Source organism: Micromonospora sp. NPDC007271 (assembly GCF_040634005.1).
GTDB lineage: Bacteria > Actinomycetota > Actinomycetes > Mycobacteriales > Micromonosporaceae > Micromonospora.
Genome location: NZ_JBEYER010000011.1, coordinates 67,711 through 94,658, shown reverse-complemented (window position 1 = coordinate 94,658; position 26,948 = coordinate 67,711). Strand labels below are relative to the sequence as shown.

Here is a 26,948-nt window from a genome sequence, read left to right as displayed (position 1 = left end):
AGCAGCCCAGCCGCTTCCTGCACGAGCTGGGCGCCGGTGAACCGCCCGCGACGGGGGCGCCGGCACGGCCCTCGGCGTGGCCGGTCTGGTCGCCGGCCTGGCCGGTCTGGTCCTCGGCGGGCTGGCCTTCCTGCGTACCCGTCAGGAGCCCGCGTCGAAGGCCTGACCAGCGCCGCTGCTCGCCGGCCCGCCGGATCTTCCGGCGGGCCGGCCGGCTTTGGGTAGTCCTTGAGGCGCTTGCCGTGGATATCCGGCGATTGTCCGGTTCGCGTCGGTAAGGTCGGCCGGGTGGTTGGCTACCGAAGGGGACGACGCGAATGCGGTTCGTGCGAACGATCGCCGGCATGCTGCTGTTGGTCATGGGGATCCCGGCGTTGCTGCTCGGGGCCGGTCTCTGGACCGCCGCCCGGCACGCCAGCCCGGACGGCGGTTTCGACGCCCGCTTCGAGACGGTCCACACCCCCGGCCAGGCCCTCGTGGTCACCGACGTGGACGCACTGCTCCGCGAGGAGGTCCCCTTCGCCCGCGCCGGGCAGGCCCGGCTGCGGCTGACCGCGCGTACCCCCGACGGCCCGGCCTTCCTCGGCCTGGCCCCGGCCGACGAGGTCGGCCGGTGGCTGGCCGCCGTCCCGCACGCCACGGTGCGGCGGGTCGCGCTGGCCCGAGGCCCGCTGCCGGTCCGCGTGGAGCCGGCCGGCCCGCCCGCCGCCGGCACCACCGCCACCGCCCCCCACGGGCAGGGCTTCTGGGTACGCGCGGGGAGCGGCACGCTGGACTGGAGTCCCGCCGAGCTGGCCGGCCGGTCGCTGAGCCTGGTGGTGATGCGGCCGGACGGCGGCGCCGACCTGACCCTGGACCTGCGGGCCGAACTGCGGGCCGGCTGGTTCTCCGGAATGGCGTGGGCGTCGCTCGCCGGCGGGGTGCTGTTGGTGGTCCTCGCCGTGGTGCTGCTGCTGCGCCCGGTCCGCCCGCGCGAGGTGGTCTTCGTGGTCGAGCCCGACCAGGTCCCGCTGCTCGCCGGGCGGCTCGGGGTCACCTCGCTCAGCGGGCTCGGCGGCCGCGAGGAGCCGGGCACGCTGCCCGAGCGGCAGCTGGTCGCCGTCGGATCGGCGCCCGCCGAACGGTCCAGACCGGCGATCGGGCCGGTGCCGAGCCGGCGCCCGGAGACCCTCGCGGACCTGCCCGCCGGCCCCGCCTGGTCCTGGCCGCTCGCCTCGACCCCCGAGACACCCCGGCCGGTGGACCCGGCGGCCCGGCGGGGCCCCGCCGACGCCTGATCCTCGCCCGCCCCCAAGGCAGGTGGCCCTCCGCGCTGCCGACGCGAAGGGCCACCGTCACCGGGGGAATTCGGTGCTACCTGGGAGAAAATTGAGGTAGTTGGGATCACATTAGCGCTGAAGTCCGCCGCTCGCGAGATCTGTCCATTTGGTGCAAGTTTCAGGGTTCGGTCCGGCGGCCCGCGCCGGTCGGCGGCCGCGCCGGCAGCGCCGCCAGCAACAGCAGGCTCAGCAGCACGTACGCGTTTCGGGCGAGGAACTCGCCGACATCGTCGGTACGGGTCGGGGCCACCCCCCAGTCCAGGAAGGTGACCACCCCGTAGATCACCACGAAGCCGGTGCCGGCCGCCAGCGCGAACAGCCGGCGGCGCTGCCCGGCTCCGGCCAGCACGTCCCGCCGGGTGTCCAGCGCGGCGTCGACCAGCACCACCACCGCCGGAATGAACCAGTACAGGTGGTGCGTCCAGGTGATCGGGCTGACCAGCCCACCGACCAGGCCGGTGAGGGTCAGCCCGGCGAGCGCGTCGCCGGCCCGGGCCACCCGCGCGGCCCGCCACAGCCCGTACCCGACGACCACCGCGACCAGCAGCAGCCAGGCGAGCTGGCTCGGCTTCTGCGGGGCGGTGAGGCGGCTGAGCAGGCCGAACAGCGACTGGTTGCCGGTGTAGTCGGTGCGCCCCACCCGGTCGGTCGCCCACAGCTCGTGGGTCCAGAACCGCCATGAGTCGCGCGGTGCGACCGCCGCGGCCAGCAGAGTGGCCAGCGCCGCGGTCGCCGAGGCGACCACCGCCGCCCGCCAGCGCCGGGTGGCCAGCAGGTAGAGGATGAAGATGCCGGGAAAGAGCTTCAGCGCCGTCGCCAGCCCCACCCCCAGCCCCGACCAGCGCCGCTCCCCGGGTACGGCGAAGAGCAGGTCCGCGAGGATCAGCACCACCAGCAGCATGTTGATCTGACCGAAGGTGAGCGTCTCCCGGGTGCTCTCCACGGCGAGGACCAGCAGGACGGCCACCGTGACGGCGAACACCCGGGGCAGGCCGTGCCGCTCCACCACCGGCAGCACCAGCCACCGGGTCGTCACCACCAGGCCGAGCAGGGTCAGTACCGTGAAGATCGCCACCGTGGCGCCGAGCGGCAGCAGCGCGAACGGCCGCAGCAGCAGCGCCGCGAAGGGCGGATAGGTGAAGTAGAGCGCCCCCTGCACCCGGTCCGCCTGGACGTAGTCGTAGAGCGGGTGCCCGGCCGCCCACCAGTCCATCGCCCGCATGTAGATCTTCAGGTCGAAGAAGTCGTGGCCCAGGCCGGGGCGGTACAGGGCCGGCAGCACCGCCGCGAGAGCCACCACCGTGACGAGCCGACGGGCCGCCCGGCCCCCCGGATCGTCCTCGGTGACGGCGGGTGGTGCGACGGGATCGGCGGGCACGCAGAAACACTAGCGGTCCACCGCAGGGGCCGGATGCTCCCGGCACGGGCGGGTCGGCGGCGCGTAGTCTGTTCCGGTGGCTGATCTTCTCGTCTGGATCGATTGTGAGATGACCGGGTTGGACCTCCGCCGGGACGCCCTGATCGAGGTCGCCGCGCTCGTCACCGACCCCGACCTGAACGTGCTCGGGGAGGGCGTGGACGTGGTCATCCACGCCGACGAGGCGGCCCTGGACGGGATGCCGGAGATCGTCCGGACCATGCACGGCAAGTCCGGCCTCACCGAGGAGGTGCGCCGCTCGACGGTCACCCTCGCCGAGGCCGAGGACATGGTGCTCGACTACGTCGCCACGTACGTCAAGGACGTCCGCAGCGCGCCGCTCTGCGGCAACTCGATCGCCACCGACCGGGGCTTCATCGCCCGGGACATGCCGCGCCTCGACGCGCACCTGCACTACCGGATGATCGACGTCTCCTCGATCAAGGAACTGTGTCGGCGCTGGTACCCGCGGGTGTACTTCGGGCAGCCGCAGAAGGGGCTGGCGCACCGGGCCCTCGCCGACATCCGGGAGAGCATCCGCGAGCTGGAGTACTACCGGCGGACGATCTTCGTCCCGTTGCCCGGTCCGGACGTGGACAGCGCCAAGGCCATCGCCGCCCAGCTCTGAGCCGCCTGGCCGCCCGGGGCGGAACCCGCTGGACGGGGCTGCCACGGGTGTGGCTATTATTAGTCCGCACCCCCGCCGGGTCGACCGGCGCGGAGCGCATGGTGGCTGTAGCTCAGTTGGCAGAGCACCGGGTTGTGGTCCCGGTTGTCGTGGGTTCAATTCCCATCAGTCACCCGGTGACGGAAGCCCCCTCCCTTCGGAGGGGGCTTTCGCCGTCTCTGGCCCCGACACGCGAGGAGCCCCCTCCATCGGGGAGGGGGCTCCTCGCGGCGTACGCGCCGGTCAGGCGGTCGGCCCGGCGCTGGGCTCGCCGGTGGTGTCCGGGTCCGCGGTCGGGCTGACCTCGTCGTCCGGCTGCGTCGGCGGCTCGTACGGCAGGGCGCTGCCCTTGACGTACTCGTCCCAGCTCATGTTCCAGTCCGTCCAGCCGTTGCCGTTCTGGAGCTTGCGTTCGGTGCCCTTGACGGTGATCGGGTCGCCGATCCGGGTGTTGGTGAAGAGCCAGGCGCCGTCCTTCATCGAGACGTTCACACAGCCGTGCGAGACGTTCTGCCGGCCCTGCACCCCCTCGGACCAGGGCGCGGCGTGGATGAACTCGCCGCCCCAGGTGAGCCGCTGGGCGTAGTCGATCTCGGTGCGGTAGCCCTCCTCCGGGCCCAGCTCCTCCATCGTGTCGAAGACCGTGTGCCGCTTCTTCTCGATCACCACCATGGTGCCGCTGGACGACGGGGTCGACTTCTTGCCGAGGCTCACCGGGATCGTCTTGATCACCTTGCCGTTCTTGGTCACCGTCATCCGCTTGGTGCGGTTCTCGACGGTCATCACGAGTGACGGGCCGATCTTGATGTCGACGGTCAGGTCGGCCCGGCCGTACCAGCCGGCACCGAGCGGCAGCCCGCCCGCCTGCACCCGGTAGCTCACGGTGCTGTTCGGCTTCCAGAACTCCTTGGGCCGGTAGCGGACCTCGGTGGGGCTCACCCAGTGCCAGATGCCCTCCTGGGCCGGCTTCGAGGTCACCGTCATCCGGCGCTGGACGTCGTCCCGGTAGTCCTGCGGGATGGCCTGGCTGAACTTGACGATCAGCGGCATGGCCACGCCGACCACCTGGTTGTCGCCGAGGAAGCTGCTGACCCGGATCTGCTTGGTGGGCTTGGCCATGGTGGTGAAGGTGCTGGTCGCCGTCGCCGGCTTGCCGTCGTCGCCGGTCGCGGTCACCGTCGCGGTGTACGTCTGGCCGTACTCCAGCGCGCCGGCCGGCAGCCAGCTCTTTCCGTCGGCGGCGAGCTTGCCCTTGACGGCCTTGCCAGCGGCGTCCTTCAGCTCGACCGTGGTCTCCGTCGCCTCCTCGATGGTGAAGGAGATGGCGGTGGCGGCCGGGACGTTCTTGGCGTCGGCCTTGGGCTCGATGATGGTGGCCGTCGCCTTCGGGGGCGGCGCGCTCTCGCCGCCGCCCTGCCAGCTGCTGCCGGGCTTGTCGCCGTCATTGCTGCTGGTGCAGGCGGAGGTCAGAGCAACCGCGGCGGCGAGCACCGCGGCCGCGAACACGCGGCCTCGCCTGCCCCGCCGGCCGGCGCCCGGCCGGATCAGCTCGTCCTGGCTAGCTCGCATGATTCCCTCACAGTCGTGATCCCCGATCCCATCGTCCCCTACAGACGCGCGAATACGGATACCCGTTGCCGGAAGTGAAGCGAAACACTCCGACCGCAGCGTAACCGTTCTGATACGCTCCGGCTTTTCGTGAACGGGTCTCAGGTCGACCCCCGCCGCCGGCGGCGGGGGTCGGGCCCGACCTGGGTCAGGCGGCCCACCCCGATCGCGTCACGCCAGCTCAGAGGGCCGGCCCGGCCCCGCCGTCGGGGACCGGGAGCGCGCTGCCCGCGACGAACTGCGACCAGCTCATGCTCCAGGCCGTCCAGCCGTTGCCCGGCGCCAGTTTCCGCTCGGTGCCCTTGACCGTGATCGGGTCACCCACCAGCGTCCTGCCGAACAGCCAGCGCCCGTTCGCCATCGAGACGTTCACGCAGCCGTGCGAGACGTTCTGCCGGCCCTGCACCCCCTCGGACCAGGGCGCGGCGTGGATGTACTCGCCGCCCCAGGTGATCCGCTGAGCGTAGTCGATCTTCGTGACGTACCGGTTGTTCGGGTTCGGCTCGTCCCGGGTGTCGAAGACCGTCGACTCCTTCTTCTCCATCACCACCATCGTGCCGCTGGAGGAGGGAGTGCTCTTCTTGCCCAGGCTCACCGGCAGGGTCCGGATCAGCGCGCCGTCCTCGTACACGCTCATCTGCTTGGTCGCGTTGTCGACCTTCATCTCGAAGCTGCGGCCGATCTTGGCGGTCGCGCTCCGGTCGACGTTGCCGTAGCGGCCGTTGCTCAGCGGGATCCCGGCCAGCGCCAGCCGTACGGTGATCGTCGTGCCCGGCTTCCAGTACTCCGGCGCCCGGTAGTAGGCCTGCGTGCCGCTGTCGATCCAGTGCCAGGCGCCCGGCTGCGGCGGGTCGGTCTGCACGAACATCCGCTTCTGCACCGCGGCCCGGTCCTTCTTCGGGATGCCCGGCGAGAACTCGGCCACCACCGGCATCGCCACCCCGTACGTCTTGTCGCTGAACAGGTACAGCCCCGAACCGATCATCGACTTCGGCTTCGCCATCGTGGTGAAGGTGCTGGTTCCCTGGTGCGTCTGGCCGTCCGCGCCGGTGCCGGTGACGGTGGCGGTGTAGCGGGTGGCGTACTTGAGCGGGGCGGACGGCACCCACGACGAGCCGTCGCGGCGCATCCGGCCCGCGACCGTCGTGCCGTTCGCGGCGGTGAGGACGACCTGGGAGACCTTCCCGCCACCGGGGATCTCCGCGCTGATCTCGGTGCTGACCGGGCGGCGGGTCGCGCCGTCGGCCGGGCTCACCCGCAGCGGAGGCGGGTCCTGCTGCGGCGACCCGTCCGCTGTGCCGGGCGTGGTCACGGCTGCCGTGGCGGACGGATCGGCCTGCTGCCCGCCGGCCACGAACGCCGGCTTCTTCTGGTCGTCCCCGCACCCGGTCAGTGCCAGCGACGCCGTGAGGACCAGGGCGCCCACCGTCGCCCCGGCCCGCGCGAACCTGCCCATCCCCACCCCTGTTCTCGCGTGTCTGGCGCACATCGTGCCGTATGACCGCCATGGCCTCGGACCCCTCGACCGGTTCGGCGGTAAGTTTGGATGGTTTTGGCCGTTAAGCTTGGCCGAAGAGGGGAGCCGGGGATCGGATTGGAATCCGGGTCCACGGGCGTGCTAGTGTTCTCCCCGTTGTCAGCGAGCGCCGCTAGCTCAACTGGCAGAGCAGCGGACTCTTAATCCGCGGGTTCGGGGTTCGAGTCCCTGGCGGCGCACCAACGATCAAGGCCCTGGACTGGCGTATAGCGCCGAGTCGGGGCCTTTTTCATGTCCGCGCCGATGACCCGGTGCTCCCGGGCCCGAAGGCCGGGCGGGTTACCGCGGATGGTGCCGGCACGTCGGCGCCGCGCTCGGCCGGCGAGGCCTACCGCATGCTGGAGCAGGGCGAGCGCCGCCGTGGGCGGCGAATGATGATCCGCCCGTCGCGGGCCGGGTGGCCACCGGCAGACCCGGTCGGGGGGCGTGTTACCGTTTCTCCCCGTTGCCGGCGAGCGCCGCTAGCTCAACTGGCAGAGCAGCGGACTCTTAATCCGCGGGTTCGGGGTTCGAGTCCCTGGCGGCGCACCAACGATCAAGGCCCTGACCTGGTGGTTCACACCGAGTCGGGGCCTTTTCGGGTACGTCGGTGGTGGGTGGTCGCTCGGTGGGTGCTCGGGAGCCGTTGGACCGCATTCGTCCCTGACCGACATCCCACGCACTCGCCAGACGTTGCAGCGCAACGGATACGAGTGCCGCACTGTGCAGGTCTGCGAGCTGGACATCGCCTTGCGCCGCTACGCGATGCACCGCGACTTCTTCGCGTGCCCGCTCAGATCGGTCAACGGCGCACCCGATAGCGCAGGTGAAGCACCCGGTTGCCCTGAATCACCACGTCAGGATCCTCCAACAGGTGCTGCGCGTGGACCGACCCGAAGTAGCGCTTGCCGGAACCGAACACGACGGGTACGACGTCCATGCGCACCTCGTCGATCAGGCCCGCGGCAAGCACCTGGCCACCGACGTCGCCGGCGGCGACCTCGACCATGCGGTCACCCGCGAGCTCCTGCGCCTTGGCCACGGCTGCCTCGACGCCGTCGACGAAGTGAAACGGCGCCTCGGGGTCCCAGCCCTCGGGCGCCGGCCGGTGCGTCACGACGACCACGTGGTCGATCCCGCCCGGAGGCTTCCCGTCCCAGCCGTCCGTCATGTCGAAGACGTGGCGGCCGACGATTGTCGCCCCGATCTGGTCCCAGTACGGCCGGGTGTAGTCGTAGGACGTCTGCGACACCTTCACCTCGCCGCTCTCGTCCAACGGGACGTCGCCGCTGGACAACCAGTCGAACAGCGGTCCGGGCTGGTCGTTCTCGTCCGCGACGAAGCCGTCCACCGACACCGAGCTGTACATGACCACCTTGCCCACGGGGCTCTCCTCTGCTTTGGGGTGCCCACAAATTAGCGTGTCGTGAGCTGTCGCTCTTGTAAGAAATCAATCGGCCGGCAGCGGCCAGCTGTCCAGCACGTGGCCGGGATGTTCGCGCAGGAACCGCCGCCGGACTTCGACGTACCGGGTCGGCGTGAGCCCGGTGAACGCCCGGAACTCGTGGCCGAAGTGGGCCTGGTCGAAGTAGCCTGCGCCAGCGGCGAGGTCGGCCCAGTCGATCGGTCCGGCGGGGTTGATGGCGAACACGGTGGCGGCGAAGCGGGAGGTGCGGGCCAGCCGCTTCGGCGTGACGCCGATGAGCTCCTTGAACCGCTGTGTCAGATGAGTGGCGCTGACACCGGCTGCCACGCTCAGGTCGCCGATCGCCACCGCCCCGCTGGTCGCCGCGATGACGCTGCTCGTATGGCGGACCAGCCCCAGGCCGGCGGTCTCGCACAGCCGTCGCATCAGCTCCTCCTCGAGCAGCGTCAGCATCTCGTGCGGTCCGTCCGCCGTGGCCAGCCGGTCTCGCAGCTCAGCAATGGCGGGCCGGCCCCAAACCTGCTCTACCGTCACCGGCCGGTCACACAGCTCGGCCGCGGGTATCGGCAGGAACGGCGCCAGCCCCCACGGCTTGAAGTGCACGCCGACGGACCGGGTCCGGAGTGGGTAGCCGAACTCCAACGCGCGGGTGGGCATGGTGACCACGCAGCCGTCGGCGTACTCGGCCGTCTCGACGTCGGTGCCGGCGCGGATGCGGAACGGCGCCCCGAGGTTGACGATGAGCAACGCCGACGGCATCGGCGGCAGCGTCAGCCGGGCGTACGGCGGCGCACCCTCCAGGTAGTAAAGGTCGTCGATCAGCCCGTCCAGCGGCGGTCGCGGCACTCTGGACACGTACTCCACGCCCACAGTATCGCCGGCGCCCCGCCGGCATCGAGCGCCGAAATGGTCCAGCCGCGCTGCCCCCAGCATCGAGCCGGCGCCGATCCCGGACGAGCGCCCGGCCGCGGCCATTTGCGTGGGACAAGGCCGGCGGCGCCGCCCCCGCGCTGATCGCGCAGACCGTACGGTTCGCCCTCGACCACGGCTACCACGTGGTGCTGGACGGCATCATGCACACCGACCGCCACCGGGACATGCTGACCGACCTGCGCGACGGTCACCGCGGACGGTCGCTGTTCTGCTACCTCGACGTGTCCCTGCCCGAGACGCTGCGGCGACACTTGACCCGCCCGCAGGTCAGCGAGTTCACCGCCGAGCACATGAGCGGCTGGTACGCCCCCACGACATCCTGGGCTGGCCCGACGAACTCATCCTCCCGGAGACCACCAAGCTCGAAGAAGCCGTCGAGGCCATCGCCGCAGCCGCCGGACTACCCCAAACCGGACGGGACGACGATCTGCTCCCGATCAAGCGCGAGCTCGCCGCAGATCTTGGAAGGAAGACGCCCCTGGAGGGGCCGGATTCTTCCAAGATCTCAGAGGTGCAGGGTGTATCTCGTCTGGGGGCTCATACGCTGGGCTGCGGAGACAAGGCAGGCGAGGGGATCTGGAATCCGCGTTGCTGGCCAGGGAGAGGAGCGGCATGTCAACTGAGCCGGAGCCGGAGCCGGGGCTCGCGCCGGAGCACGCGGGGCCCCGCTACCAGGGTGACCCGATCATGCTCACCGTCGACGGGGAGGAGTTCCGCGTTCGGGTCCGTGCCGACCAGCCCGGCTCCTACGACTTCGACTGGCTCAGCGGCCCGCACGACTACGGCTTCGGGCACTTCGGACCCCGCGCGCTGAGCCGGTCCGAGCTGGAGGAGGCCATCCGCGGCTTCCTCGCCGGGATCGACCCCGCCACCGGATACCTGGCGGAATAGGCGGCTCCAAGGCCGATCGCGCTCACCCCTGACCTGCGTGACCCGGCCGGCGGAGGTAGACCAGCACCGCGAGCACCCGCCGGTGGTCCTCGGCCGAGGTCGCCAGGCCGAGCTTGGCCATGATCGAGCTGACGTGCGTCTCGACGGTCCGCTCGGTGAGCCACAGTCGGCGGGCGATCCCGACGTTCGTCCGTCCCTGGGCCATCAGCGCCAGGACCTCCCGCTCGCGGGCGGTGAGGGTGCTGAGCGGGTCCTCCGGCGGTCGGTGGCCGATGAGCCGGGTGACCACCTCCGGGTCGAGCGCCGACCCGCCCGCGGCCACCCGCCGCAGGGAGTCGAGGAAGTCGTCGACGTCGAGGACGCGGTCCTTGAGCAGGTACCCGAATCGTCCGCCGGTGACCAGATCCACCGAGTGCCGGGTCTCGATGTGCTGGGAGAGCAGCACGATGCCCAGCTCCGGATACCGCGCCCGGATCTGTCGTGCCGCCCGGGCGCCGTCGTCGGTGTGGTCGGGCGGCATCCGCACGTCGATGATGGCCAGGTCGGGGGCGGCCTCCTCGGTGGCGGCCAGCAGGCTCGGCGCGTCGACCGCCTTGCCGACCACCTCGTGGCCGGCGTCCGCGAGCAGCCGGGCCAGTCCCTCCCGGAACAGCGCCGAATCCTCGCCGATCACGATCCGCACGGCAGCACCGCCTCGACGCGGGTCCCGTCGCCCGCCCCGCCGGCCACCGTGAGCGAGCCCCCGGCGGCGGCCACCCGGTCGCTGAGGCCCGCCAACCCGCCGCCCGGCCGCACGCGGGCCCCGCCGACGCCGTCGTCGCGGACCAGCACGGTCAGGTCGCCGTTCGTGCGGGCCACCTGCAGGTGTACGGCGGAGGCGCGGGAGTGCTTGACCACGTTCGCCAGGGCCTCGCTGGCCACGTAGTAGGCGGTGGTGGCGAGGTCCTCGGGCACCGGCTCGCGGCAGACGTCGAGCGTGACCGACAGCGGCACGCCGCGGACCAGCATCGTCAGCGCATTCGCCAGCCCCTCGTCCAGACTGGACGGGCGCAGCCCGTGCGCGATCTCCCGCAGCTCGGCGACCGCGGTGCCGAGTTCGGCGACCGCCTGGTCGAGCACCCCGGCGACGTCGGCCTCGGGGAGCCGCCGCTGGGCGAGCCGCAGCGCCATGCCGAGCGAGACGAGCCGCTGCTGGGCCCCGTCGTGCAGGTCGCGTTCCAGCCGCAGCCGCTCGGCGTACCCGGCGCGCAGCAGCCGCGCCCGGCTGGCCTCCACGTCGAGCAGGGCCCGGCGGAGCTGCAACCGTAGCCGGACCACCTCGACGAGCAGCGCGCACGCCTCGGCGAGCTCGCGCATCAGCTCGCGGGTGGTGGTCTCGCCGCGGACGAGGACGCCGATCTGCTGGCCACCCAGCCGGATCACGGTCGCGTCGTCGGCCGCCACGAAGCTCGCCCCGCCCGCGGTGACCAGCTCGTCCGTGCCCGGCATCCGGTAACCGACGCGTACCTGCGGATCACGCAGCGCCTGCTGCAGCGCCTCCTCGAGGCGCTCCGGCGCCGCCTCGCCGGCGTGCATCCGGGCGCGGAGGTCGTCGATCGCCGCGAGCGCCGCCCGGCGGGCGGGATAGCACCGGCGGTCCACCTGACGTTGCAACCGGACGCGCAACGGGGACAGGGCGAGCGCGCAGACCGCCGTGGCCCCCGCCGCGGCCACCGGCGACGAGCGCCCCGCGGCCAGGCCGGCGACGAGCATGGCGGCCGTGTAGAACGCCAGCAGCGCGGCGGTGACCAGCCCGTAGGTGACCGTGGCGCTGAGCGCCTTGTCCACGTCGTACAGGTCGTGCCGGAGGATGCCGATCGTGGTCGCCGTCGGGATCGCGATCAACGTCGCGGCGAGCCCGATCACGACCAGGTCCGGCCCGTCCAGCAGCAGGTAGCTCAGCCAGCACAGCAGCAGCGTCGCGGGCAGGAAGAACGCGCCGAGCGCGAACCACTTGAGCTGCGCCCGGCGTACCGGGTCGGTGGCCCGGCGGTAGCGCACCACCATCGCCACCGCGGACGCCACGAGCAGGGCGAGCAGCCCGGGCAGCAAGGCGACCGCGATCGGCTCCAGCACCCGCGCGACCGGCGGTGGCGGGGTGCCGAACGCGTGCTCGGCGTCCGCGAACGGCGGCGGGAAGGGGGCCGGGTCGAGGCCGGTGAGCACGATGAACGCCGCCGGCACCAGCACCAGGCCGGCGGCCACCACCCGCCAGCGCCGGCCGGGCAGCAGCCGCCCGTCGGGGAAGAGCAGCATGAGCAGCGCCGCCGGCAGGTAGTTGAGCATCCAGGAACCCTGGCCGACGGTGGCCAGGAGGGACGACACCGGCAGCCGCCCCGGACGGTGCGCCACGAGGTACGCGTAGACGTCGGTCAGGGCGACCCAGATCGCGAGCAGCCCGAAGAGGGTGAGCAGCGCTCCGATCACGTTGGCCGGGCGCTTCGTCACGATCAGCATGCCCAGGGCCACGGAGGCGGCGGCGAGCAGGCAGGCGCTCACGAAGTAGACGATGTGGCCGCCGTCCGCGCCGAGGGCCAGCAGCCAGCCGCCCACAGCGACCAGCACGACGGACACCACCGCCATGGCGTACGCGACCAGCCTCGGCACGGTCATGGCCCTCACGGTAAGCCCATCACGGCACCAGCGGATACGTGCCAGCACGGAGATCGCCTGCGTGCCTCCCCGCAGCCCGGGTCCCGAGCCCGCCCCGATGCCCTCGGACGGTTCTCCGGCCAACACTGCTGAGCAGGACATCCGCTCAAGGGAGGGCAACCGTGAGACATACCCGTACCTTCACCGTCGGCCTCGTGCTCGCCGGCCTGCTCGGCCTCGGCGACCTGGCCACCTGGCTCTTCGGGGTGGGCGGCGACGGCCAGCCGCCGGTCGCCGCGGCGGTGGTCGTCACGCTGCTCGGCGCGCTCACCCTCGCCGGCGTCTGGCTCGCCCGGAGTGGACGGCGGGGTGGTCTGGTCACCGTGATCGTCACCCGGATCCTCTCCGCGGCCGCCGTGCTGCCGGCGTTCGGCGACCCCGGCATCTCCAGCGCGAACATGGTGCTGCTCGGCGTCAGCGTCGTCGTCACGGTGGTCGCCCTGGCGCTGATCTGGCCGGGCCTGCGCCGGCCGGCGGTGGCCGCGTCGTGACCGCGACCCTCGACCGCGCGGCCACGCTCGCTCCGACGGACGCGCCGCGTCGCATCGGCACGGCCCTCGCGATGCTGCTCGCTCCCTGGGGCTTCCTGGTGGCCAACGCCTGTTACGCCTGGGCGACCCGCAACGGCGGAAGCGACGAGACCGGCGCGGACAGCCTCGCCCTCACCGCCGCGCATCCGGCGCTGCTGCGGGCGAGCACCGTCGCGGCCCTGCTCGGCTGCCTGCTCATCATTCCGGCCACGCTCGGCGCCGTCGGGTTCACCCGGGACCGGGCGAACCGGCTCGGCCTCCTCGGCGGATCACTCATGATCGGCGGGTACGTGGCGTACTTCGGTGCCGTGATGCGCGGCTTCGTCGACCTGGCCATGGCGGAGCGTGGCGGCCCCACCAGCGACTACGCGGCGGTGCTGGACGCCGCGAGCGAGTCCGCGATCCCGTGGCTGCTGCTCTTCGTGGTCGGCAACATCCTCGGCACCCTGCTGCTCGGCATCGCCCTGCTGCGCGCCCGATCCGTGCCGACCTGGGCCGCGGCCGCGATCTGCGGTTGGCCGGTGCTGCACGTGACCGGCCTGATCGCCGGCACCGAGTGGTTCGAGGTCGCCGGCGCCACGCTCCAGGCCGTGGGCTTCGCCGCCCTCGCCCTGCGGCTGCTGCGCACCAGCTGACCCGAACGGCGGCGGCCGGTCCCGGCGGCCGCCCGGAGTGACGCAGTCACGGCGCGGCCGGCCTTCGCCGAAGGGCTGGAGCAGGTGACGGCCTCGAACAGCGTCAACCAGTGGTTGACGATACGCCTGCGTCAACCTATGGTTGACGCATGACGGATCCACTGAAGACGACCCAGTACGTACGCCTCGACGACCTGATCGAGGGCATCAAGAAGGCGCGTACGGACGTGCTGGACCAGCTCGCCGACGCCGTCCTGGTCGCCGACCACCTGGGCGACATCGCCGACCACCTGATCGGGCACTTCGTCGACCAGGCCCGGCGCTCGGGTGCCTCCTGGACGGAGATCGGCCGCAGCATGGGCGTCAGCAAGCAGGCCGCCCAGAAACGCTCCGCCGCGAAGGCCGAGACGGCCGCGGCGCTCGACCCGAACGCCGGATTCGCCAAGTTCACCCCGCGGGCCCGCAAGGTGGTGATGGCCTCGCAGGAGGAGGCGCGCTCCGCCGGCAACGCCGAGATCGGGCCGGCGCACCTGGCCCTCGGCCTGCTCGCCGAGCCGGACGGGCTCGCCGCGCGGGTGATCGTGGCCCAGGGCGTACCCCTGGAGCGGCTGCGCGAGGCCGTCACCGCGGCCCTGCCGGCGAAGGCCGCGCAGGTCCCGGGCCTGGTTCCCTACGACGCGCGGGGCAAGAAGGTCCTGGAGCTCACCTTCCGGGAGGCGCTGCGGCTCGGCCACAACTACGTCGGCACCGAACACATCCTGCTCGCGCTGCTCGAGGAGGAGGGCGGCGACGGCGTCCTCACCGGCCTGGGCCTGTCGAAGGACGCCATGGAGATGGCCGTCAGCGCCGCCCTCGCGGAGATCGCGGAGCGGCGCTGACCCCCTGCCGGGGCCGGGATCCCCGACGGAGTGCGGACGTCAGTCGGCGGCCGGGAAGCCGTAGCGGGCCGCGTGCTCCGGGTCGGCCGGGTCGACCTGGCGGATCCCGGCGTCGGCGAGGCGCTTGTTGACCTCGTCGAGGCGCTCGCGCACCAGCTGCGCCTCCTCCTCGGTGACCCGGCCGCGGTGCGGCTTGCCGGCGTGCTCGATGGTGCCGTAGTCGACCTTTTCCGCGCTCCGCCGCGCCTTCGGCGGCTTGACCCGCTCGGCGGTACGCAGCAGCCGCGCCATCGGCACGTCGGTGGCCATGGCGTCGAACTCGCTGGCGGTCAGCACCACCCGGCGCGGCTCGCCCCCGCCGTGCCGGTCGTGGATCTCGACCACCGCCACGTCCAGTGCCGCGTCGTCGATGCTCTCCACCTCGAGCGGTGTGGCGTCCAGCTGCACGGGCCCGGCGACCAGGTCAGGGTGCTCCAGCACGACGACCTTGACCACCTCGTCGTCGGGGCGCAGCACCTCGCCGCTGAAATCGGAGACGTGGATCGTCTTCTTGCCCATGCGCGGAGCTTCTCCTGTCGTAGGCCGGGATTCGGACCAGACGACGCTACCCGACACCTGTGCGAAAGGTCGGGGGTGGAGCTCCCGGGTGTGTCGCGCCCTCTGCGGCCGCGCGGGGGCGCCCGGTGGGCACCGGAGACCGGGGGACCGGTACGTCAGCGGGTGTTCAGCCCGTGCCGGGCCGAGGCGCCGGCCGGCAGCGCGTTCAGCCCGGCCCAGGAGAGCGGCCGGCTGCTCCGGACCTCCCGGTACGGCGGCTGCGCCGGGAACCGCTCGGCGACCGCGGCTGGCCAGATCCGCTCGACATCCTGCTGGTACCGGTCATTCGGCTGATTGGGCATGACCATTACCGTCCCAGAGAAAGTTGTCCATGTATGGAATAAGGTATGACGCGGGACCGATGCGTCAGGTTCCCGCCGCCGGCAACCGGATCACGAACCGGCAGCCGTCGGCGATGTTCACTACGTCTACCCGCCCGCCGTGCGCCTCAACCAGCCCCCGCACGATCGCCAGCCCGAGCCCGCCCGACCCTTCCACGCCGCCGTTGCCCGGGCGCGGGGTCCGCGCCCGCTCGCCCCGGAACGCCACGTCGAACAGCCGGGGCAGGTCGCCCTCGGGAATGCCCCCGCAGGTGTCCGACACGGCCAGCCAGGCGGTGTCGGCCTCGCGGCCGGCGTCCACCCGTACCGTGCCGTCCTCCGGGGTGTAGCGGATCGCGTTGAGCAGCAGGTTGCCGACCACTCGGGCCAGCTCCGGCTCGCTCGCCGTCACGGTCGGCCAGCCCGACTCGGGCGCGACCAACCGGATCCGGTGCGCCGCGGCCAGCGGTGCGGTGCTGGCCAGGGCGTCGGAGACCACGTCGCCGAGCGGTACCGAGGACAGCGACAGCCGCACCGCGCCCGCGTTGATCCGCGACAGCTCGAACAGGTCGTCGACCAGCTGGCTCATCCGGTCGGTCTCCACCCGGATCCGGCGGTGGTACTCGGTCACCGTCTCCCGGTCGCGGACCACCCCGTCCTCCAGCGCCTCGGCCATCGCCCGCAGCCCGGCGAGCGGGGTGCGCAGGTCGTGCGAGACCCAGGCGACCAGGTCCCGGCGCCCCTTCTCGATCCGCCGTTCCCGCTCCCGCGCCTGGTCCGCCCAGACCGCCGCGGCGGCGAGCCGGCGGCCGAAGAGCCAGCCGACCGCGAGGCTCACCACCGCGGCGGCCGACACGGTGATCAGCACCACCTCCAGATCGTGCCGGGAGAGGAACATCTCCTCGGCGACCACCGCCACCCCGGCCACCACCGCGCTCACCGTCACGGTCAGCAGTACGAAGATGTGCGCGGTGATCGACCGGCCGCGCAGCAGCCGCAGGGCGATCGCGCCGGCCAGCCCCACACCGAGCGCGGCGGCCAGCGCCACCCCGAAGATCAGGGCCAGGTCACGCATCGGCCGGCTCGTACCGGTAGCCGACGCCCCACACGGTGACGATCCGCCGGGGATTGGCCGGGTCGGCCTCGATCTTCTCCCGTAGCCGTCGCACGTGGACCGTCACCGTCGACTGGTCGCCGAAGCTCCACCCCCACACCCGGTCCAGCAGCTCGCTGCGGCGGAACGCCCGGTCCGGATGCCGCATCAGGTGGGCCAGCAGGTCGAACTCGCGCAGGGTCAGGGTCAGCTCCCGGCCGTGCAGCCGGGCCACCCGGGGCCCCGTCTCCACCTCCAGACCGTCGTCGGCCAGCACCTCCGGGGGTACGTCGGCCGGCTCCCCGCCGGCCCGGCGCAGCACCGAGCGCACCCGCAGCACCAGCTCGCGTGGGGAGAACGGTTTGCCCAGGTAGTCGTCCGCGCCCAGCTGCAGGCCGAGGATCCGGTCGGCCTCGTCGCCGCGCGCGGTCAGCATGACGATGGGTACGCCGTCCGGCCGCTCCCGCAGCCGCCGGCAGACCTCCAGCCCGTCCAGCACGGGCAGCATCAGGTCGAGCACCACCAGCTGCGGCGGGCGGCGGGCCACGGCGGCGAGCGCGGCCGCGCCGTCCCCGACGTGGCTGACCTCGTAACCGGCGTGTTCCAGATAGCGGCACACCACGTCGGCGACCGTCCGGTCGTCGTCGACCACCAGCACCCGCTGCGCCACCGCGTACCTCCCCGTCGTGCCGCCAGCGTATCGACGGGCGGGTGGTCGATCCATTGCGAGTCGCTTACGGAAGGGCCGGTCGGGCGTAGCGTGATCCCGCACGGCGGGGCGCGACCGGCCCGCCGGCTGAGGAGGTGTTCCAGGTGCTCGACCGGCGGTTGTTCCTGCACCTGGCGACCTGGCTGGGGCAGTGGCCGGCCGGTCCCGGGCTGCACGTGGTCCGCTCGCGGCGCCGCGCCCGGCCGGCCTGGGACGGCCGGCTGCGTCCGGCCATCGCCGTCGCGTCACCCGAGTGCGCGATCCTCTCCGTGGCACCGGACCGGGTCACCGCCGTCCGGGCCCTCGCCCACCGGCGGTCGGCCGAGGAACTGCTGCCCGCGCTGCCGGCGGCGGTGGGGGTGGGGGTGCCGCAGTTCACCACGCACGCCGGACTGTTCCGGTGGAGCACGGCGCCGGCGCCGCTGCTCGACGTCGGCGACTGGATCCCGCCGACCGCCCCCGGCCTGCCGCCCTGGCTGCGGCTCTTCGACCGCAGCGTGCTGGTGGTGCGGGACGCCGACGGGCGGTACCTGGCCGGCGCCGGGATCAAGCGGCACGACGCGTACGGGCACGAGCTGGCCGTCGGCACGGTGCCCGCGGCCCGCGGCCGGGGCCTGGCCCGGCGGCTGATCGCGCAGGCGGCCCGGCGGGTGCTCGACGAGGGCGCGGTCCCCACCTACCTGCACGACTTCGGCAACCACGCCTCGGCACGCGCGGCCGAGGCGGCCGGTTTCCCGGACCGGGGCTGGACCTCGTACGGCGTCTTCCCCCGGTGAGGCCGGTCGGGGTGCTCCCGCCGGGCCGCCGCGGGGCTCGGCTCAGCCGGTCAGGCCGAGCACCTGTGCCGCCGCCCGGCCGTTGGCGTGGCTGGCGCCGTACGTGGTGACGAAGGCGCGGGCCCCGGCCGGGCGCCAGGCACCCGGCCACCCCATCTCGACCACGGTCACCGGGTGCGCGGCGGCCAGCGCCTCGACCAGCTCCCGCGCCCCGGGCAGCCGGTGCAGGTGGCGGCCGACCAGCACGATCGGCCGGTCCCCGGCCCGGCGGCGCAGCTCGTCCGGGTCGGTCTCGCCCGCGACCGCCCGGACCTCCTCGGCCCCGGCGAGATGCGGCCCCAGGCCCCACGGCACCCGCCCCTCGGCGATCGTGGAGGTGGCGTGCACCTGCACCACCAGCGGCCGGGTCAGTCCGGTGACGTCGCCCTCGACGCGTACCGCGCGCAGCGCCGCGGCGTAGCCGAGACCGTCGGGCGTGGCGGCCGGGATGCCGGCGGCGCCGGTCCAGGCGGCCAGTTCGGCGGCGCGTCCGGCCGCCTCCTCGACCCGGGCCCGGTCCAGTCGGCCGTCGCCGAGCGCGCCGACGATCTCCTCGACCACCAGCTCCACCAGGTCGGCGTCGACCTTCGCGCCGATGCAGAGCAGGTCCGCCCCCGCGGCCAGGGCGCGTACGGCCGCCGGGCCGACGCCACCGGCGGCGAGCGCGGCGCCCTTCATCTCGAGGGCGTCGGTGATCACCGTGCCGGTGAAGCCGTACTCGCCGCGCAACAGGTCGACCAGGACCGGCCGGCTGAACGTGGCCGGACCCTCGCCGGTCAGCGCCGGCACCCGGATGTGCGCGGTCATGATCGCGCGTACCCCGGCGTCGATCACCGAGGCGAACGGCGGCAGGTCGCGTTCGCGGAGCACCGCTGGCGGCACGTCGACGGTGGGCAGCTCGTGGTGGGAGTCGGCGACCGTCGCGCCGTGCCCGGGGAAGTGCTTGGCGCAGGCGGCCACCCCGGCCGACTGGAGGCCGGCGACCGCGGCGGCGGAATGGGCGGCCACCCGGGCCGGGTCGGCGCCGAACGAACGGGTGCCGATCACCGGGTTCTCGTCGGCGGTGTTCACGTCGACGGTGGGGGCCAGGTCGACGGTGATGCCGAGCGCGGCCAGCTCCGCGCCGATCGCCGCGTAGACCTGGCGGGTCAGCGTCACGTCGTCCACCGCGCCGAGCGCGGCGTTGCCCGGGTACGGGCTGCCGGTGGCGTGGGCCAGCCGGGTGACGTCGCCGCCCTCCTCGTCGATCGCGATGATCACGTCGGGGCGGCCGGCGCGCAGCGCGGCGGTGGTCGCGGCCACCTGCGCCGGGTCGTGGATGTTGGTGCCGAACAGGGTGTGCCCGGCCAACCCCTCGCCGAGCAGGTCGACCGCCCAGTCGGGCGGGACCGGGCCCGGGTACGCGGCCAGCAGCGTGCCCAGCGCCAGCCGCCGGAGTCCTGGATCCTGCCCCACGAGTCTCCCCTTTCCCTGCCGGGTCGTCCGACGACTCCGGATCGGGGTGGCCGATACGCTGACGGGCACCCCTTGTACAGGCATTTTTGTGGTTAGCAAACTTTACTGAAAATAGAGGACGTGGCATGAGTGCGACCCGGCTGCCCGGCACCCCCCGCCTGTTACGCGCGCTCAACGACCGTGCGGCGCTGGAGCTGCTGCTCGAACGCGGCCCGCTCACCCGGGCCCGGCTCGGCGAGCTGACCGGGCTGTCCAAGGTCACCGCGTCGCAGCTGGTGGAGCGGCTGGAGGAGCGCGGCCTGGTCACCCGGGTCGGCGAGCAGGCCGGCGGGCGGGGCCCGAACGCCCAGCTCTACGCGGTCCGCCCGAGCAGCGCGTACGTGGTCGGGGTGGACGTCGGCGCCGAGCGCGTGGTGGCCGCCTGCGCCGACATCACCGGGGCGATCATCGGGCGGGTGGAACAGTCCACCCGGGACACCGACGACCCGGTGGGCGTGGTGCACAACGCGGTGGTCCAGGCGGCGAGCCGCGCCGGCGCGGAGCTGTCGAGCGTACGGCGCGTCGTGCTGGGCACCCCGGGCCTGGTGGACCCGGGCACCGGTGACATCACCTTCGCGTTCAACCTGCCGCGCTGGCACCGCGGCCTGCTCGCCGCGCTCCGCGAGGACCTGCACACCCCGGTCGTCTTCGAGAACGACGTCAACCTGGCCGCCGTCGCCGAGGCCCAGTCCGGCGCGGCCCAGGGCGTGTCGGACTTCGTGCTGGTCTGGGTGGGCGCGGGCGTCGGCCTGGCGATCGTGCTCGGTGGCCGGCTGCACCACGGCAGCACCGGGGCGGCCGGGGAGATCGGCTACCTGCCGGTGCCGGGCGCGCCCATCCCACGGGACGTCTCGAAGCGGACCAAGCCGGCGTTCCAGCAGCTCGCGGGCGCGGACGCGGTCCGCGCGGTGGCCGCCGAGTACGGGTGCGTCGCGGACAGCGCGGCCGACGCGGTGCGCGCCGCGATCGCCGTCGGCACGGCGGGTGGGCCGTTGCTGGACGAGCTGGCCCGCCGGCTGGCCCTCGGCGTGGCGAGCACCTGCGTCGTGCTCGACCCGCCGCTGGTGGTGCTCGCCGGTGAGGTGGGCCAGGCGGGGGGAGGGGCGCTGGCCGAGCGGGTGCAGCACGAGGTGGCGGCGATCACCCTGGTCCGGCCGCGGGTGGTCACCACCGGGCTGACCGAGGAGCCGATCCTGCGGGGCGCGCTGCGCACGGCGCTGGACGCGGTCCGCGACGAGGTGTTCGGCTCGACGGTCGGCTGACCGTCCGCCGCCCACCGCCCGCGCCGCCATGTGAAGGAATTCTTCACGAATTGGAGACTTGCTGCAAGGAGTTGCCGGGGCGGTCCCGCCGTCGCGGGGCCGCCCCGGTCGCGGTCAGATCAGGTCGCGGCGGCGGAACGCGGCGAAGGCGCCCCCCACCAGCAGGACCGTCAACCCGAGCAGCACGGCCAGCGCCGGCCCCCAGCTCAGCGTGTAGGAGCCGTCACAGAAGCCGCTGAAGTTGCCCTGGCAGGCGTGGTTGTCCCAGAACCGGGCCTCGCCGTTCAGCCAGGCGAGCAGATAGCTGGAGAGCATCCACTGGTCCGGCCGGGCCGCGTCGAGGATGTGCAGCACCAGCCGGGCGCCCAGCTCCCACACCACCAGATACGCGGCCACGGTGCCCAGCGCCGCCGCGGTGTGCCGGCCCAGCGTGGCGATGCCGAAGCCGAGCGCCCCGGCGAGCAGCACCAGCACGAGCCCCCGCCCGTACACCGCTCCCAGCGACCGCCAGAACGCCCCGTCCAGATTCCCGGGGTGCCCCACCGTCTTTCCGATCAGCCAGAACGCCGTCAGGTACGCCGCCGATGCCACCGCGGTGAGCCCCAGCAGCGCGCCGAGCAGCGTACCCAGCTTGGCGCCGAGCACCGCCCAGCGGCGCGGCCGCCACAGCAACAGGTTGACCACCCCGCCCGAGTTCAGGTCGGCGCCGATGTAGGAGGCGCCGACCAGGAACCCGAAGAGCATCAGGAACGCGACGAGGAAGTAGAGCAGCGGCCGGGCCTCGGTGGCGAAGGTGAACACGCCCTCGAGGTAGTCCGACGTCATGGGCAGCCGCTCCATCCGGCCCGGGTCCAGCTCGGCGCAGTCCACCGGCACGTAGTCACTGTCGGTCGGGGTCGCCTGCCCGGCCTTGATCCGGAGGCAGCGGTCGTGCGCCGACTCCAGCTCGCGGACCTGCTGGACGGCCTGCGCCCGAGCCTGGCTCAGCTCGTCCGCGTTGGGCCGGTGCGAACCGACCAGCGTGGTCGCCGCGGTCACCGCGAAGGCGACCAGCAGCAGCACCACCATCAGTTGCACGAAGCGGCGGTTGGTCAGCCGCTCCAGCTCGGCGCGGACCAGGTTCACGCGTCCACCTCCCGGTTCTCGCGCGCGTCGAGGTCGATCACCACGTCGTCCGGGTCGGCCACCGGCCCGTCGGGCTGGCGGGGCACCGTCGGGTGCGGGGTGGTGCCGGTCAGCTCCAGGAAGACGCTCTCCAGGTCCGGGCGCAGCGGGACCAGCTCGCGTACCCACAGGCCCTGTTCGCCCAGCGTGCGGCTGATCACCTCCGGGTCGTCCACCCCGGTGACCACCAGATGGTCGGGGTGGGCGGTGGCCGACAGGCCGGCCTGCCCCAGCAGCTCCAGGGCCCGCTCCGGCTCGGCCACCCGGACGTGCCACTCGTGCTGGTCGAAGCCGGCCAGCACCTCGTCCACCCGGCCGTGCGCCACCCGCCGGCCCCCGCTGATGATCGTGACGTGGTCGCAGATGAGCTGGATCTCGGCCAGGATGTGGCTGGAGAGCAGCACCGTCACCCCGGCCGCCGACAGCGACCGCATCAGGTCCCGCATCTCCCGGATCCCGGCCGGGTCCAGGCCGTTCGCCGGCTCGTCGAGGATCAGCAGTTCCGGCCGCTTCAACAGCGCCGACCCCACCGCCAGCCGCTGCTTCATGCCCAGCGAGTAGCCCTTCACCCGCTCATCGCCGCGGTCGAGCAGGCCGACCTGCTCCAGCACCTCGTCGACCCGGCTCGTGGGCACACCCCCGGCCACGGCCAGCAGCCGCAGCGTGCGCCGGGCGGTGAAGTTGCCGAAGAACTGCGGACTCTCCACGATCGCGCCGACCCGGCCCGCCACCTCCGGCAGCCGCTCGGGCGAGTCGGCCCCGAGCACCCGCATCCGGCCGCCGTCGGGCCGGACGAGCCCGAGCAGGGCGCGCAGCGTGGTGGTCTTGCCCGAGCCGTTCGGGCCGAGGAAGCCGTGCACCTGCCCCGCCTCGACCAGCAGGTCGAAGCCGTCCACGGCGACCCTGCGCCCCTGGCGCAGGGTGTGGAACGTCTTCCGGAGATCGCTGATCTCGATGACCGCGCTCATCCGCGCGGCTCCCGGCAGCAGTGGTCGGGCATGAACCGTCCTCACAATGTGGTGACCAACGACAGGGGCGCCCCACCATATGGCGGCGGCGCTGCCCGTGGGGGGCACCGCGCGGGCCGCGTGGTTGGATGGACCGGTGACTGTTGACCTGGATCTGGTGGTCAGCCTCGACGGGGTCGGCGTCAAGCGCTCCGGAACCGCGCTGCTGCACGACGTCGACTGGCGGGTCGAGCTGGACGAACGATGGGTGGTACTAGGCCCGAACGGCGCCGGCAAGAGCACCCTGCTCAACCTGGCCGCCGGCCGGCTGCACCCGACCACCGGCACCGCGCACGTCCTCGGCGAGCGGATCGGCCGCACCGACGTCAACGAGCTGCGGACGCGGATCGGCCTCTCCACCGCCGCGCTGGCCGAGCGGATCCCCGCCGAGGAACGGATCGCCGACGTCGTGGTCACCGCGGCCTGGTCGGTGGTCGGCCGCTGGCGGGAGAGCTACGACCGCACCGACGAGGCTCGCGCCCACGCGCTGCTCGGCCAGTTCGGCGTCGGCCACCTCGTCGACCGGGCGTACGGCACGCTGTCCGAGGGGGAGCGCAAGCGGGTGCAGATCGCCCGCGCCCTGATGACCGACCCGGAGCTGCTGCTCCTCGACGAGCCCGCCGCCGGGCTCGACCTGGGCGGGCGTGAGGACCTGGTCGCCCGGCTCGCCGAGCTGGCGTACGACCCGGACGCGCCGGCCCTGGTGCTGGTCACCCACCACGTCGAGGAGATCCCGCCGGGCTTCACCCACGCGCTGCTGCTGCGTGAGGGCGGCGTGATGGCGCAGGGCCTGCTCGCCGACACGCTCACCGCCGACAACCTGTCCAAGACCTTCGGTCTGCCCCTGGTCGTCGAGCGTTCCGGCGACCGCTGGACCGCCCGCGCCGCCTGAGCCGAGGAGGCATCGTGCCGCAGCCCCGGGTCGCCGTGGTGGGCAGCGCCAACATGGACCTGGTCGGCACCACCCCCGCGTTGCCCCGCCCCGGCGAGACCGTGCTCGGCAGCGACTTCGTGATGGTGCCCGGCGGCAAGGGCGCCAACCAGGCCATCGCCGCGGTCCGCGCCGGCGCGTCCGGCGTCTTCCTCGGCGCGATCGGCTCGGACGCCTTCGGGGTCACCCTCAAGGCCCGGATCACCGCCGCCGGGGTCGACACCGGCCAGCTCCGGGTGGTCTACGGGTCCTCCGGCGTCGCCCTGGTCATGGTCAACGCGGCGGGCGAGAACGCCATCCTGGTGCTCCCCGGCGCCAACGACGCGTTCACCGGCCTCACCGAGGGCGAACTGCGCGCCGTACGCGAGGCGGACGTGCTGGTCGCGCAGCTGGAGGTGCCGGTCGAGACGGTGACCGAGGCGGCGGTGGCGGCCCGGGCCGCCGGCACCCGGGTGGTGCTCAACGCGGCGCCGGCCCGGCCGCTGCCGGCGGAGCTGCTCGCCGCGGTGGACCTGCTGGTGGTCAACGAGACCGAGGCCCGCGCCCTCACCGGCCGGGGCCGGGACGAGCCGGAGGCGCTGCTCGACCTGGTGCCCCGGGCGGTGCTCACCCTCGGCGCCGAGGGCGCCCGGTACGTCGACCGGGACGGGATCTCGGCGCACGTTCCGGCCGTGAAGGTCGACACGGTGGACTCCACGGCTGCCGGGGACGCCTTCACCGCCGCTCTCGCCGTGGCCTGGGGCGAGGGCCGAGGGCTGGTCGACGCGGTGCACTGGGCGGCCGCGGCCGGAGCCGCCTGCGCCCGCCGGCTCGGCGCCTCGGTGGCGCTGCCCCGCCGGGTCGAGATCGACGAGCTGTACGCCCCGCCGGCCTGATCCGGCCGTCGGCCCTGGTCAGCGGTGCTCGCTCTGCTGCTCGACGGCGCGTTGGACGGCCCGGTAGATCTGCCCGAACCGCAGCGCGTCGGGGGTGCGCAGCAGCATCACCTCCCGGCCGTGGTGCTGCACCCACAGCTCGTGCACCCGGTTGCCGCGCTCGTAGGAACGGTCCAGCCAGCCGAGCGGCAGCTCCAGGAAGGGGGTCACCGCCAGCCCGGCGACCACGAACGCGGCCAGGATGGTCAGCGCCAGCTTCCAGTTGCCCCGGTCCTGCGCGGCCCAGGCCAGCGAGAGCACGCAGACCAGCGCGACCAGCGGCGGCAGCGAGAGGAGCAGGACCAGCACGCCCCGGCCGAGGACCCGACCCCGGACGGCCAGGGTGGTCGCGCCGCGCGTGTGCCAGACGTACGTGATGTCGGCGAGCCTGACGACGTGCCCGCCGGCGTGGACGGCCTCGGCGGTGACCTGTACCGCGTCGTCCCGGTAATAGAGGGCCATCATTCAGCCTAACCACCCCGGTTCAACATGGACGCTGCCCGCAGCCGGGGAGCGACGGCGCCACCGCCGCCCGCGGCGAGATGGGTGGGCACGCCCTTTGGAGCTGAGTCGTCTGCGACATCGCCGCCGTACGCCTGGCCCGGCGGCGCTCCGCTCCGCCGGGACCGCTCGGATCGCGGGCACTGCGAGTCGTTTGCGATATCAGGTCCAAAGGCAGTGAACAGGAGTGGCTGCGCTCGGCCGCGCGGTCTCGATGGCGCAGACGTACCGGCTCGCCTACGGCCTGCTGCGCGGCCTCGGGCCGCGGCCGGACGGGCCGATCACGTTCTGCCGCCGCGCCGGCGGGGCGGGCTCCATCGCCCGCTGCACCGCCCGGTAGATCTGGCCGAAGCGCAGCGCGTCGTCGGTACGCAGCAGCCGCACCGGCTGGCCCCGCCAGCGCGCCCACATCTCCAGCTCCCGGCTGCCCCGGGCGTACGACCGGTCGAGGTGCTCGAAGAGGACGTCGGCGAGTGGCCCGACCCCGAGGCCGACCAGCACCGACGCCCCGACGATGGCGATCGTGACCACGGCCGAGCGGTGCAGCCAGAGCGCCAACCCGACGCCGAGCACGGCGGCCACGAGCGGCCCGGCGAGGGCGGCCCCGATGGCACCGCGGCCGGCGAGCACCCGCCAGGACCGACTGCCCCTCCGGTGCCACACCATGCCCAGCTCCGCCAGCGGGTAGGTACGACCGTCCACCCGTACGGCGGTGGAGGTGACCTGCACCGACCGGTCGTCGTAGTAGGTGATCATGGCCTCACTCCGGGTGTCGCGGCGGACACCACACTGTCTATCCCAACGAGCCGGGTCGTAAGGTTGGCACGCGACTTCGACGAGGAAGTGAGGGCAGCGTGGGCGAGTTCGTCAGGCTGGAAGTGAAGGACGGTATCGGCACCATCCGGCTCGAGCGGCCGCCGATGAACGCGCTCAACACCCAGGTGCAGGAGGAGTTGCGGGCCGCGGCGACCGCCGCCACCGCCGACGCCGAGGTCCGCGCGGTCATCGTGTACGGCGGGGAGAAGGTCTTCGCCGCCGGCGCGGACATCAAGGAGATGGCCGACATGTCCTACGTGGACATGTCCGCCCGCGCCGCCGACCTCTCCAGCGCGCTGGGCGCGATCGCCCGCATCCCGAAGCCGGTGGTCGCCGCGATCACCGGGTACGCCCTGGGCGGCGGCTGTGAGCTGGCCCTGGCCTGCGACTGGCGGATCGTGGCCGAGGACGCCAAGCTCGGTCAGCCCGAGATCAAGCTCGGCATCATCCCCGGCGCCGGCGGCACCCAGCGGCTGGCCCGCCTGGTCGGCCCGGCCCGCGCCAAGGACCTGATCATGACCGGCCGGATGGTCGACGCGGCGGAGGCGCTGCGGATCGGCCTGGCCGACCAGGTGGTCCCGGCCGCCGAGGTCTACGCCGCCGCCGTCGCCTACCTGAAGCCGTTCCTGACCGGGCCGGTGCAGGCGCTGCGCGCGGCCAAGCTGGCCGTCGACGGCGGGCTGGACATGGACCTCAACTCGGGCCTGGCCTGGGAGAGCCAGCTCTTCGCGGCGCTGTTCGCCACCGACGACCGACGCGAGGGGATGGCCGCGTTCGTCGAGAAGCGCAAGCCGGACTTCACCGGCCGCTGACG

The 26,948-nt window shown here is 73.2% G+C and carries 26 protein-coding genes, 3 tRNA genes and 2 pseudogenes; 15 read left to right on the top strand and 16 right to left on the bottom strand.

Annotated elements, in window-relative coordinates; genetic code table 11:
• Positions 1-836: 836 nt before the first annotated feature.
• A pseudogene (locus tag ABZ570_RS06665) lies at positions 837-1,133 on the top strand (hypothetical protein); the annotation flags it as partial.
• Positions 1,134-1,437: 304 nt separating this feature from the next.
• Here ABZ570_RS06665 and ABZ570_RS06660 read toward each other — a convergent pair.
• On the bottom strand, positions 1,438-2,697 hold the full coding sequence (locus ABZ570_RS06660; RefSeq protein ID WP_358057844.1) for a glycosyltransferase 87 family protein: 1,260 nt from the start codon (positions 2,695-2,697) through the stop codon (positions 1,438-1,440).
• 76 nt (positions 2,698-2,773) lie between these two features.
• On the opposite strand from ABZ570_RS06660, the gene orn reads away from it, so the two are divergent.
• Both orn and ABZ570_RS06650 read left to right on the top strand, forming a co-directional pair.
• Positions 2,774-3,364: an oligoribonuclease gene (orn, locus tag ABZ570_RS06655; protein ID WP_358057841.1), complete on the top strand. Its 591-nt coding sequence runs from the start codon at positions 2,774-2,776 to the stop codon at positions 3,362-3,364.
• Positions 3,365-3,465: 101 nt separating this feature from the next.
• Positions 3,466-3,538 (top strand) — tRNA-His (locus ABZ570_RS06650).
• Between the two features lie 108 nt (positions 3,539-3,646).
• On the opposite strand, the gene ABZ570_RS06645 is transcribed toward ABZ570_RS06650, so the two are convergent.
• Together ABZ570_RS06645 and ABZ570_RS06640 are read right to left on the bottom strand one after the other, a co-directional pair.
• Positions 3,647-4,972, bottom strand: coding sequence for an Ig-like domain-containing protein (locus ABZ570_RS06645; RefSeq protein ID WP_358057838.1), 1,326 nt, complete (start codon positions 4,970-4,972; stop codon positions 3,647-3,649).
• A gap of 220 nt (positions 4,973-5,192) precedes the next feature.
• The gene (locus ABZ570_RS06640; RefSeq protein WP_358057835.1) at positions 5,193-6,467 is read right to left on the bottom strand and encodes an Ig-like domain-containing protein; all 1,275 of its coding nucleotides are present in this window, start codon (positions 6,465-6,467) and stop codon (positions 5,193-5,195) included.
• A 187-nt stretch (positions 6,468-6,654) separates the two neighbouring features.
• Here ABZ570_RS06640 and ABZ570_RS06635 point away from each other — a divergent pair.
• Positions 6,655-6,730 (top strand) — tRNA-Lys (locus ABZ570_RS06635).
• Between the two features lie 273 nt (positions 6,731-7,003).
• Positions 7,004-7,079: transfer RNA gene (locus ABZ570_RS06630), tRNA-Lys, on the top strand.
• Between the two features lie 250 nt (positions 7,080-7,329).
• Here the strand turns inward: ABZ570_RS06630 and ABZ570_RS06625 are convergent.
• Positions 7,330-7,911, bottom strand: a complete 582-nt coding sequence (locus tag ABZ570_RS06625) for a dihydrofolate reductase family protein (RefSeq protein ID WP_358057832.1) — start codon at positions 7,909-7,911, stop codon at positions 7,330-7,332.
• Positions 7,912-7,977: 66 nt separating this feature from the next.
• Entirely contained in the window at positions 7,978-8,817 is an 840-nt protein-coding gene (locus tag ABZ570_RS06620) for a helix-turn-helix domain-containing protein (RefSeq protein ID WP_358057829.1), read from the bottom strand.
• A 119-nt stretch (positions 8,818-8,936) separates the two neighbouring features.
• On the opposite strand from ABZ570_RS06620, the pseudogene ABZ570_RS06615 reads away from it, so the two are divergent.
• Positions 8,937-9,322, top strand: a pseudogene (locus ABZ570_RS06615) (kinase); the annotation flags it as partial.
• A gap of 176 nt (positions 9,323-9,498) precedes the next feature.
• A complete protein-coding gene (locus ABZ570_RS06610; RefSeq protein WP_358057826.1) occupies positions 9,499-9,777 on the top strand; it encodes a hypothetical protein in 279 nt (92 codons plus the stop codon).
• A 22-nt stretch (positions 9,778-9,799) separates the two neighbouring features.
• Here the strand turns inward: ABZ570_RS06610 and ABZ570_RS06605 are convergent, their stop codons facing one another.
• Both ABZ570_RS06605 and ABZ570_RS06600 read right to left on the bottom strand, forming a co-directional pair.
• A complete protein-coding gene (locus ABZ570_RS06605; protein ID WP_358057823.1) occupies positions 9,800-10,459 on the bottom strand; it encodes a response regulator transcription factor in 660 nt (219 codons plus the stop codon).
• Positions 10,447-12,429: a histidine kinase gene (locus tag ABZ570_RS06600; RefSeq protein ID WP_358057820.1), complete on the bottom strand. Its 1,983-nt coding sequence runs from the start codon at positions 12,427-12,429 to the stop codon at positions 10,447-10,449. Before ABZ570_RS06600 ends, ABZ570_RS06605 begins: the two co-directional genes overlap by 13 nt.
• A 161-nt stretch (positions 12,430-12,590) precedes the next feature.
• On the opposite strand from ABZ570_RS06600, the gene ABZ570_RS06595 reads away from it, so the two are divergent.
• The 3 genes from ABZ570_RS06595 (at position 12,591) to ABZ570_RS06585 (ending at position 14,511) form a co-directional block, all read left to right on the top strand.
• The gene (locus ABZ570_RS06595; protein ID WP_358057817.1) at positions 12,591-12,959 is read left to right on the top strand and encodes a hypothetical protein; all 369 of its coding nucleotides are present in this window, start codon (positions 12,591-12,593) and stop codon (positions 12,957-12,959) included.
• Positions 12,956-13,633 carry a hypothetical protein gene (locus ABZ570_RS06590; protein ID WP_358057814.1) on the top strand — a complete coding sequence of 226 codons (678 nt, stop codon included), beginning with the start codon at positions 12,956-12,958 and terminating at the stop codon, positions 13,631-13,633. Before ABZ570_RS06595 ends, ABZ570_RS06590 begins: the two co-directional genes overlap by 4 nt.
• A 149-nt stretch (positions 13,634-13,782) precedes the next feature.
• A complete protein-coding gene (locus ABZ570_RS06585) occupies positions 13,783-14,511 on the top strand; it encodes a Clp protease N-terminal domain-containing protein (protein WP_358057811.1) in 729 nt (242 codons plus the stop codon).
• 39 nt (positions 14,512-14,550) lie between these two features.
• On the opposite strand, the gene ABZ570_RS06580 is transcribed toward ABZ570_RS06585, so the two are convergent.
• From ABZ570_RS06580 to ABZ570_RS06565, 4 genes are all read right to left on the bottom strand, one after another.
• Entirely contained in the window at positions 14,551-15,069 is a 519-nt protein-coding gene (locus ABZ570_RS06580) for a hypothetical protein (protein WP_358057808.1), read from the bottom strand.
• Between the two features lie 155 nt (positions 15,070-15,224).
• Positions 15,225-15,410, bottom strand: a complete 186-nt coding sequence (locus tag ABZ570_RS06575) for a DNA repair protein (RefSeq protein ID WP_358057805.1) — start codon at positions 15,408-15,410, stop codon at positions 15,225-15,227.
• Between the two features lie 64 nt (positions 15,411-15,474).
• Positions 15,475-16,503: an ATP-binding protein gene (locus ABZ570_RS06570; RefSeq protein WP_358057802.1), complete on the bottom strand. Its 1,029-nt coding sequence runs from the start codon at positions 16,501-16,503 to the stop codon at positions 15,475-15,477.
• Complete coding sequence (locus ABZ570_RS06565) at positions 16,496-17,191, bottom strand: response regulator transcription factor (RefSeq protein WP_358057799.1); 696 nt, start codon at positions 17,189-17,191, stop codon at positions 16,496-16,498. The genes ABZ570_RS06570 and ABZ570_RS06565 overlap by 8 nt, the downstream gene beginning before the upstream one ends.
• A 143-nt stretch (positions 17,192-17,334) precedes the next feature.
• Between ABZ570_RS06565 and ABZ570_RS06560 the strand changes: the two genes are divergently transcribed.
• On the top strand, positions 17,335-18,006 hold the full coding sequence (locus tag ABZ570_RS06560) for a GNAT family N-acetyltransferase (protein ID WP_358057796.1): 672 nt from the start codon (positions 17,335-17,337) through the stop codon (positions 18,004-18,006).
• A gap of 42 nt (positions 18,007-18,048) precedes the next feature.
• Here ABZ570_RS06560 and ABZ570_RS06555 read toward each other — a convergent pair whose 3' ends face one another.
• The gene (locus ABZ570_RS06555) at positions 18,049-19,500 is read right to left on the bottom strand and encodes a glycoside hydrolase family 3 N-terminal domain-containing protein (protein ID WP_358057793.1); all 1,452 of its coding nucleotides are present in this window, start codon (positions 19,498-19,500) and stop codon (positions 18,049-18,051) included.
• A 125-nt stretch (positions 19,501-19,625) separates the two neighbouring features.
• Between ABZ570_RS06555 and ABZ570_RS06550 the strand changes: the two genes are divergently transcribed.
• Positions 19,626-20,801, top strand: coding sequence for an ROK family transcriptional regulator (locus tag ABZ570_RS06550; RefSeq protein WP_358057790.1), 1,176 nt, complete (start codon positions 19,626-19,628; stop codon positions 20,799-20,801).
• Positions 20,802-20,915: 114 nt separating this feature from the next.
• On the opposite strand, the gene ABZ570_RS06545 is transcribed toward ABZ570_RS06550, so the two are convergent.
• Positions 20,916-21,926, bottom strand: a complete 1,011-nt coding sequence (locus ABZ570_RS06545; RefSeq protein WP_358057787.1) for an ABC transporter permease subunit — start codon at positions 21,924-21,926, stop codon at positions 20,916-20,918.
• On the bottom strand, positions 21,923-22,933 hold the full coding sequence (locus tag ABZ570_RS06540) for an ATP-binding cassette domain-containing protein (protein WP_358057784.1): 1,011 nt from the start codon (positions 22,931-22,933) through the stop codon (positions 21,923-21,925). The genes ABZ570_RS06545 and ABZ570_RS06540 overlap by 4 nt, the downstream gene beginning before the upstream one ends.
• A 136-nt stretch (positions 22,934-23,069) precedes the next feature.
• Between ABZ570_RS06540 and ABZ570_RS06535 the strand changes: the two genes are divergently transcribed.
• Together ABZ570_RS06535 and ABZ570_RS06530 are read left to right on the top strand one after the other, a co-directional pair.
• A complete protein-coding gene (locus ABZ570_RS06535; RefSeq protein WP_358057781.1) occupies positions 23,070-23,864 on the top strand; it encodes an ABC transporter ATP-binding protein in 795 nt (264 codons plus the stop codon).
• Positions 23,865-23,878: 14 nt separating this feature from the next.
• The gene (locus tag ABZ570_RS06530) at positions 23,879-24,778 is read left to right on the top strand and encodes a ribokinase (RefSeq protein ID WP_358057778.1); all 900 of its coding nucleotides are present in this window, start codon (positions 23,879-23,881) and stop codon (positions 24,776-24,778) included.
• 18 nt (positions 24,779-24,796) lie between these two features.
• On the opposite strand, the gene ABZ570_RS06525 is transcribed toward ABZ570_RS06530, so the two are convergent.
• On the bottom strand, positions 24,797-25,279 hold the full coding sequence (locus tag ABZ570_RS06525; RefSeq protein WP_358057855.1) for a DUF6232 family protein: 483 nt from the start codon (positions 25,277-25,279) through the stop codon (positions 24,797-24,799).
• A gap of 276 nt (positions 25,280-25,555) precedes the next feature.
• Positions 25,556-26,074: a DUF6232 family protein gene (locus ABZ570_RS06520; protein ID WP_358057775.1), complete on the bottom strand. Its 519-nt coding sequence runs from the start codon at positions 26,072-26,074 to the stop codon at positions 25,556-25,558.
• Between the two features lie 98 nt (positions 26,075-26,172).
• Here ABZ570_RS06520 and ABZ570_RS06515 point away from each other — a divergent pair, with 98 nt between their 5' ends.
• Positions 26,173-26,946 carry an enoyl-CoA hydratase-related protein gene (locus ABZ570_RS06515; RefSeq protein WP_358057772.1) on the top strand — a complete coding sequence of 258 codons (774 nt, stop codon included), beginning with the start codon at positions 26,173-26,175 and terminating at the stop codon, positions 26,944-26,946.
• Positions 26,947-26,948: the final 2 nt, after the last annotated feature.

Excerpts from the sequence above, each read along its gene's own strand:
- ABZ570_RS06610 (WP_358057826.1), top strand. The coding sequence starts at position 9,499 with ATGTCAACTGAGCCGGAGCCGGAGCCGGGGCTCGCGCCGGAGCACGCG.
- ABZ570_RS06640 (WP_358057835.1), bottom strand. The coding sequence starts at position 6,467 with ATGGGCAGGTTCGCGCGGGCCGGGGCGACGGTGGGCGCCCTGGTCCTC.
- ABZ570_RS06570 (WP_358057802.1), bottom strand. The coding sequence starts at position 16,503 with ATGCGTGACCTGGCCCTGATCTTCGGGGTGGCGCTGGCCGCCGCGCTC.
- ABZ570_RS06520 (WP_358057775.1), bottom strand. The coding sequence starts at position 26,074 with ATGATCACCTACTACGACGACCGGTCGGTGCAGGTCACCTCCACCGCC.
- ABZ570_RS06540 (WP_358057784.1), bottom strand. The coding sequence starts at position 22,933 with ATGAGCGCGGTCATCGAGATCAGCGATCTCCGGAAGACGTTCCACACC.
- ABZ570_RS06580 (WP_358057808.1), bottom strand. The coding sequence starts at position 15,069 with ATGGGCAAGAAGACGATCCACGTCTCCGATTTCAGCGGCGAGGTGCTG.
- ABZ570_RS06575 (WP_358057805.1), bottom strand. The coding sequence starts at position 15,410 with ATGCCCAATCAGCCGAATGACCGGTACCAGCAGGATGTCGAGCGGATC.
- ABZ570_RS06525 (WP_358057855.1), bottom strand. The coding sequence starts at position 25,279 with ATGGCCCTCTATTACCGGGACGACGCGGTACAGGTCACCGCCGAGGCC.
- ABZ570_RS06600 (WP_358057820.1), bottom strand. The coding sequence starts at position 12,429 with ATGACCGTGCCGAGGCTGGTCGCGTACGCCATGGCGGTGGTGTCCGTC.
- ABZ570_RS06550 (WP_358057790.1), top strand. The coding sequence starts at position 19,626 with ATGAGTGCGACCCGGCTGCCCGGCACCCCCCGCCTGTTACGCGCGCTC.
- ABZ570_RS06645 (WP_358057838.1), bottom strand. The coding sequence starts at position 4,972 with ATGCGAGCTAGCCAGGACGAGCTGATCCGGCCGGGCGCCGGCCGGCGG.
- ABZ570_RS06585 (WP_358057811.1), top strand. The coding sequence starts at position 13,783 with ATGACGGATCCACTGAAGACGACCCAGTACGTACGCCTCGACGACCTG.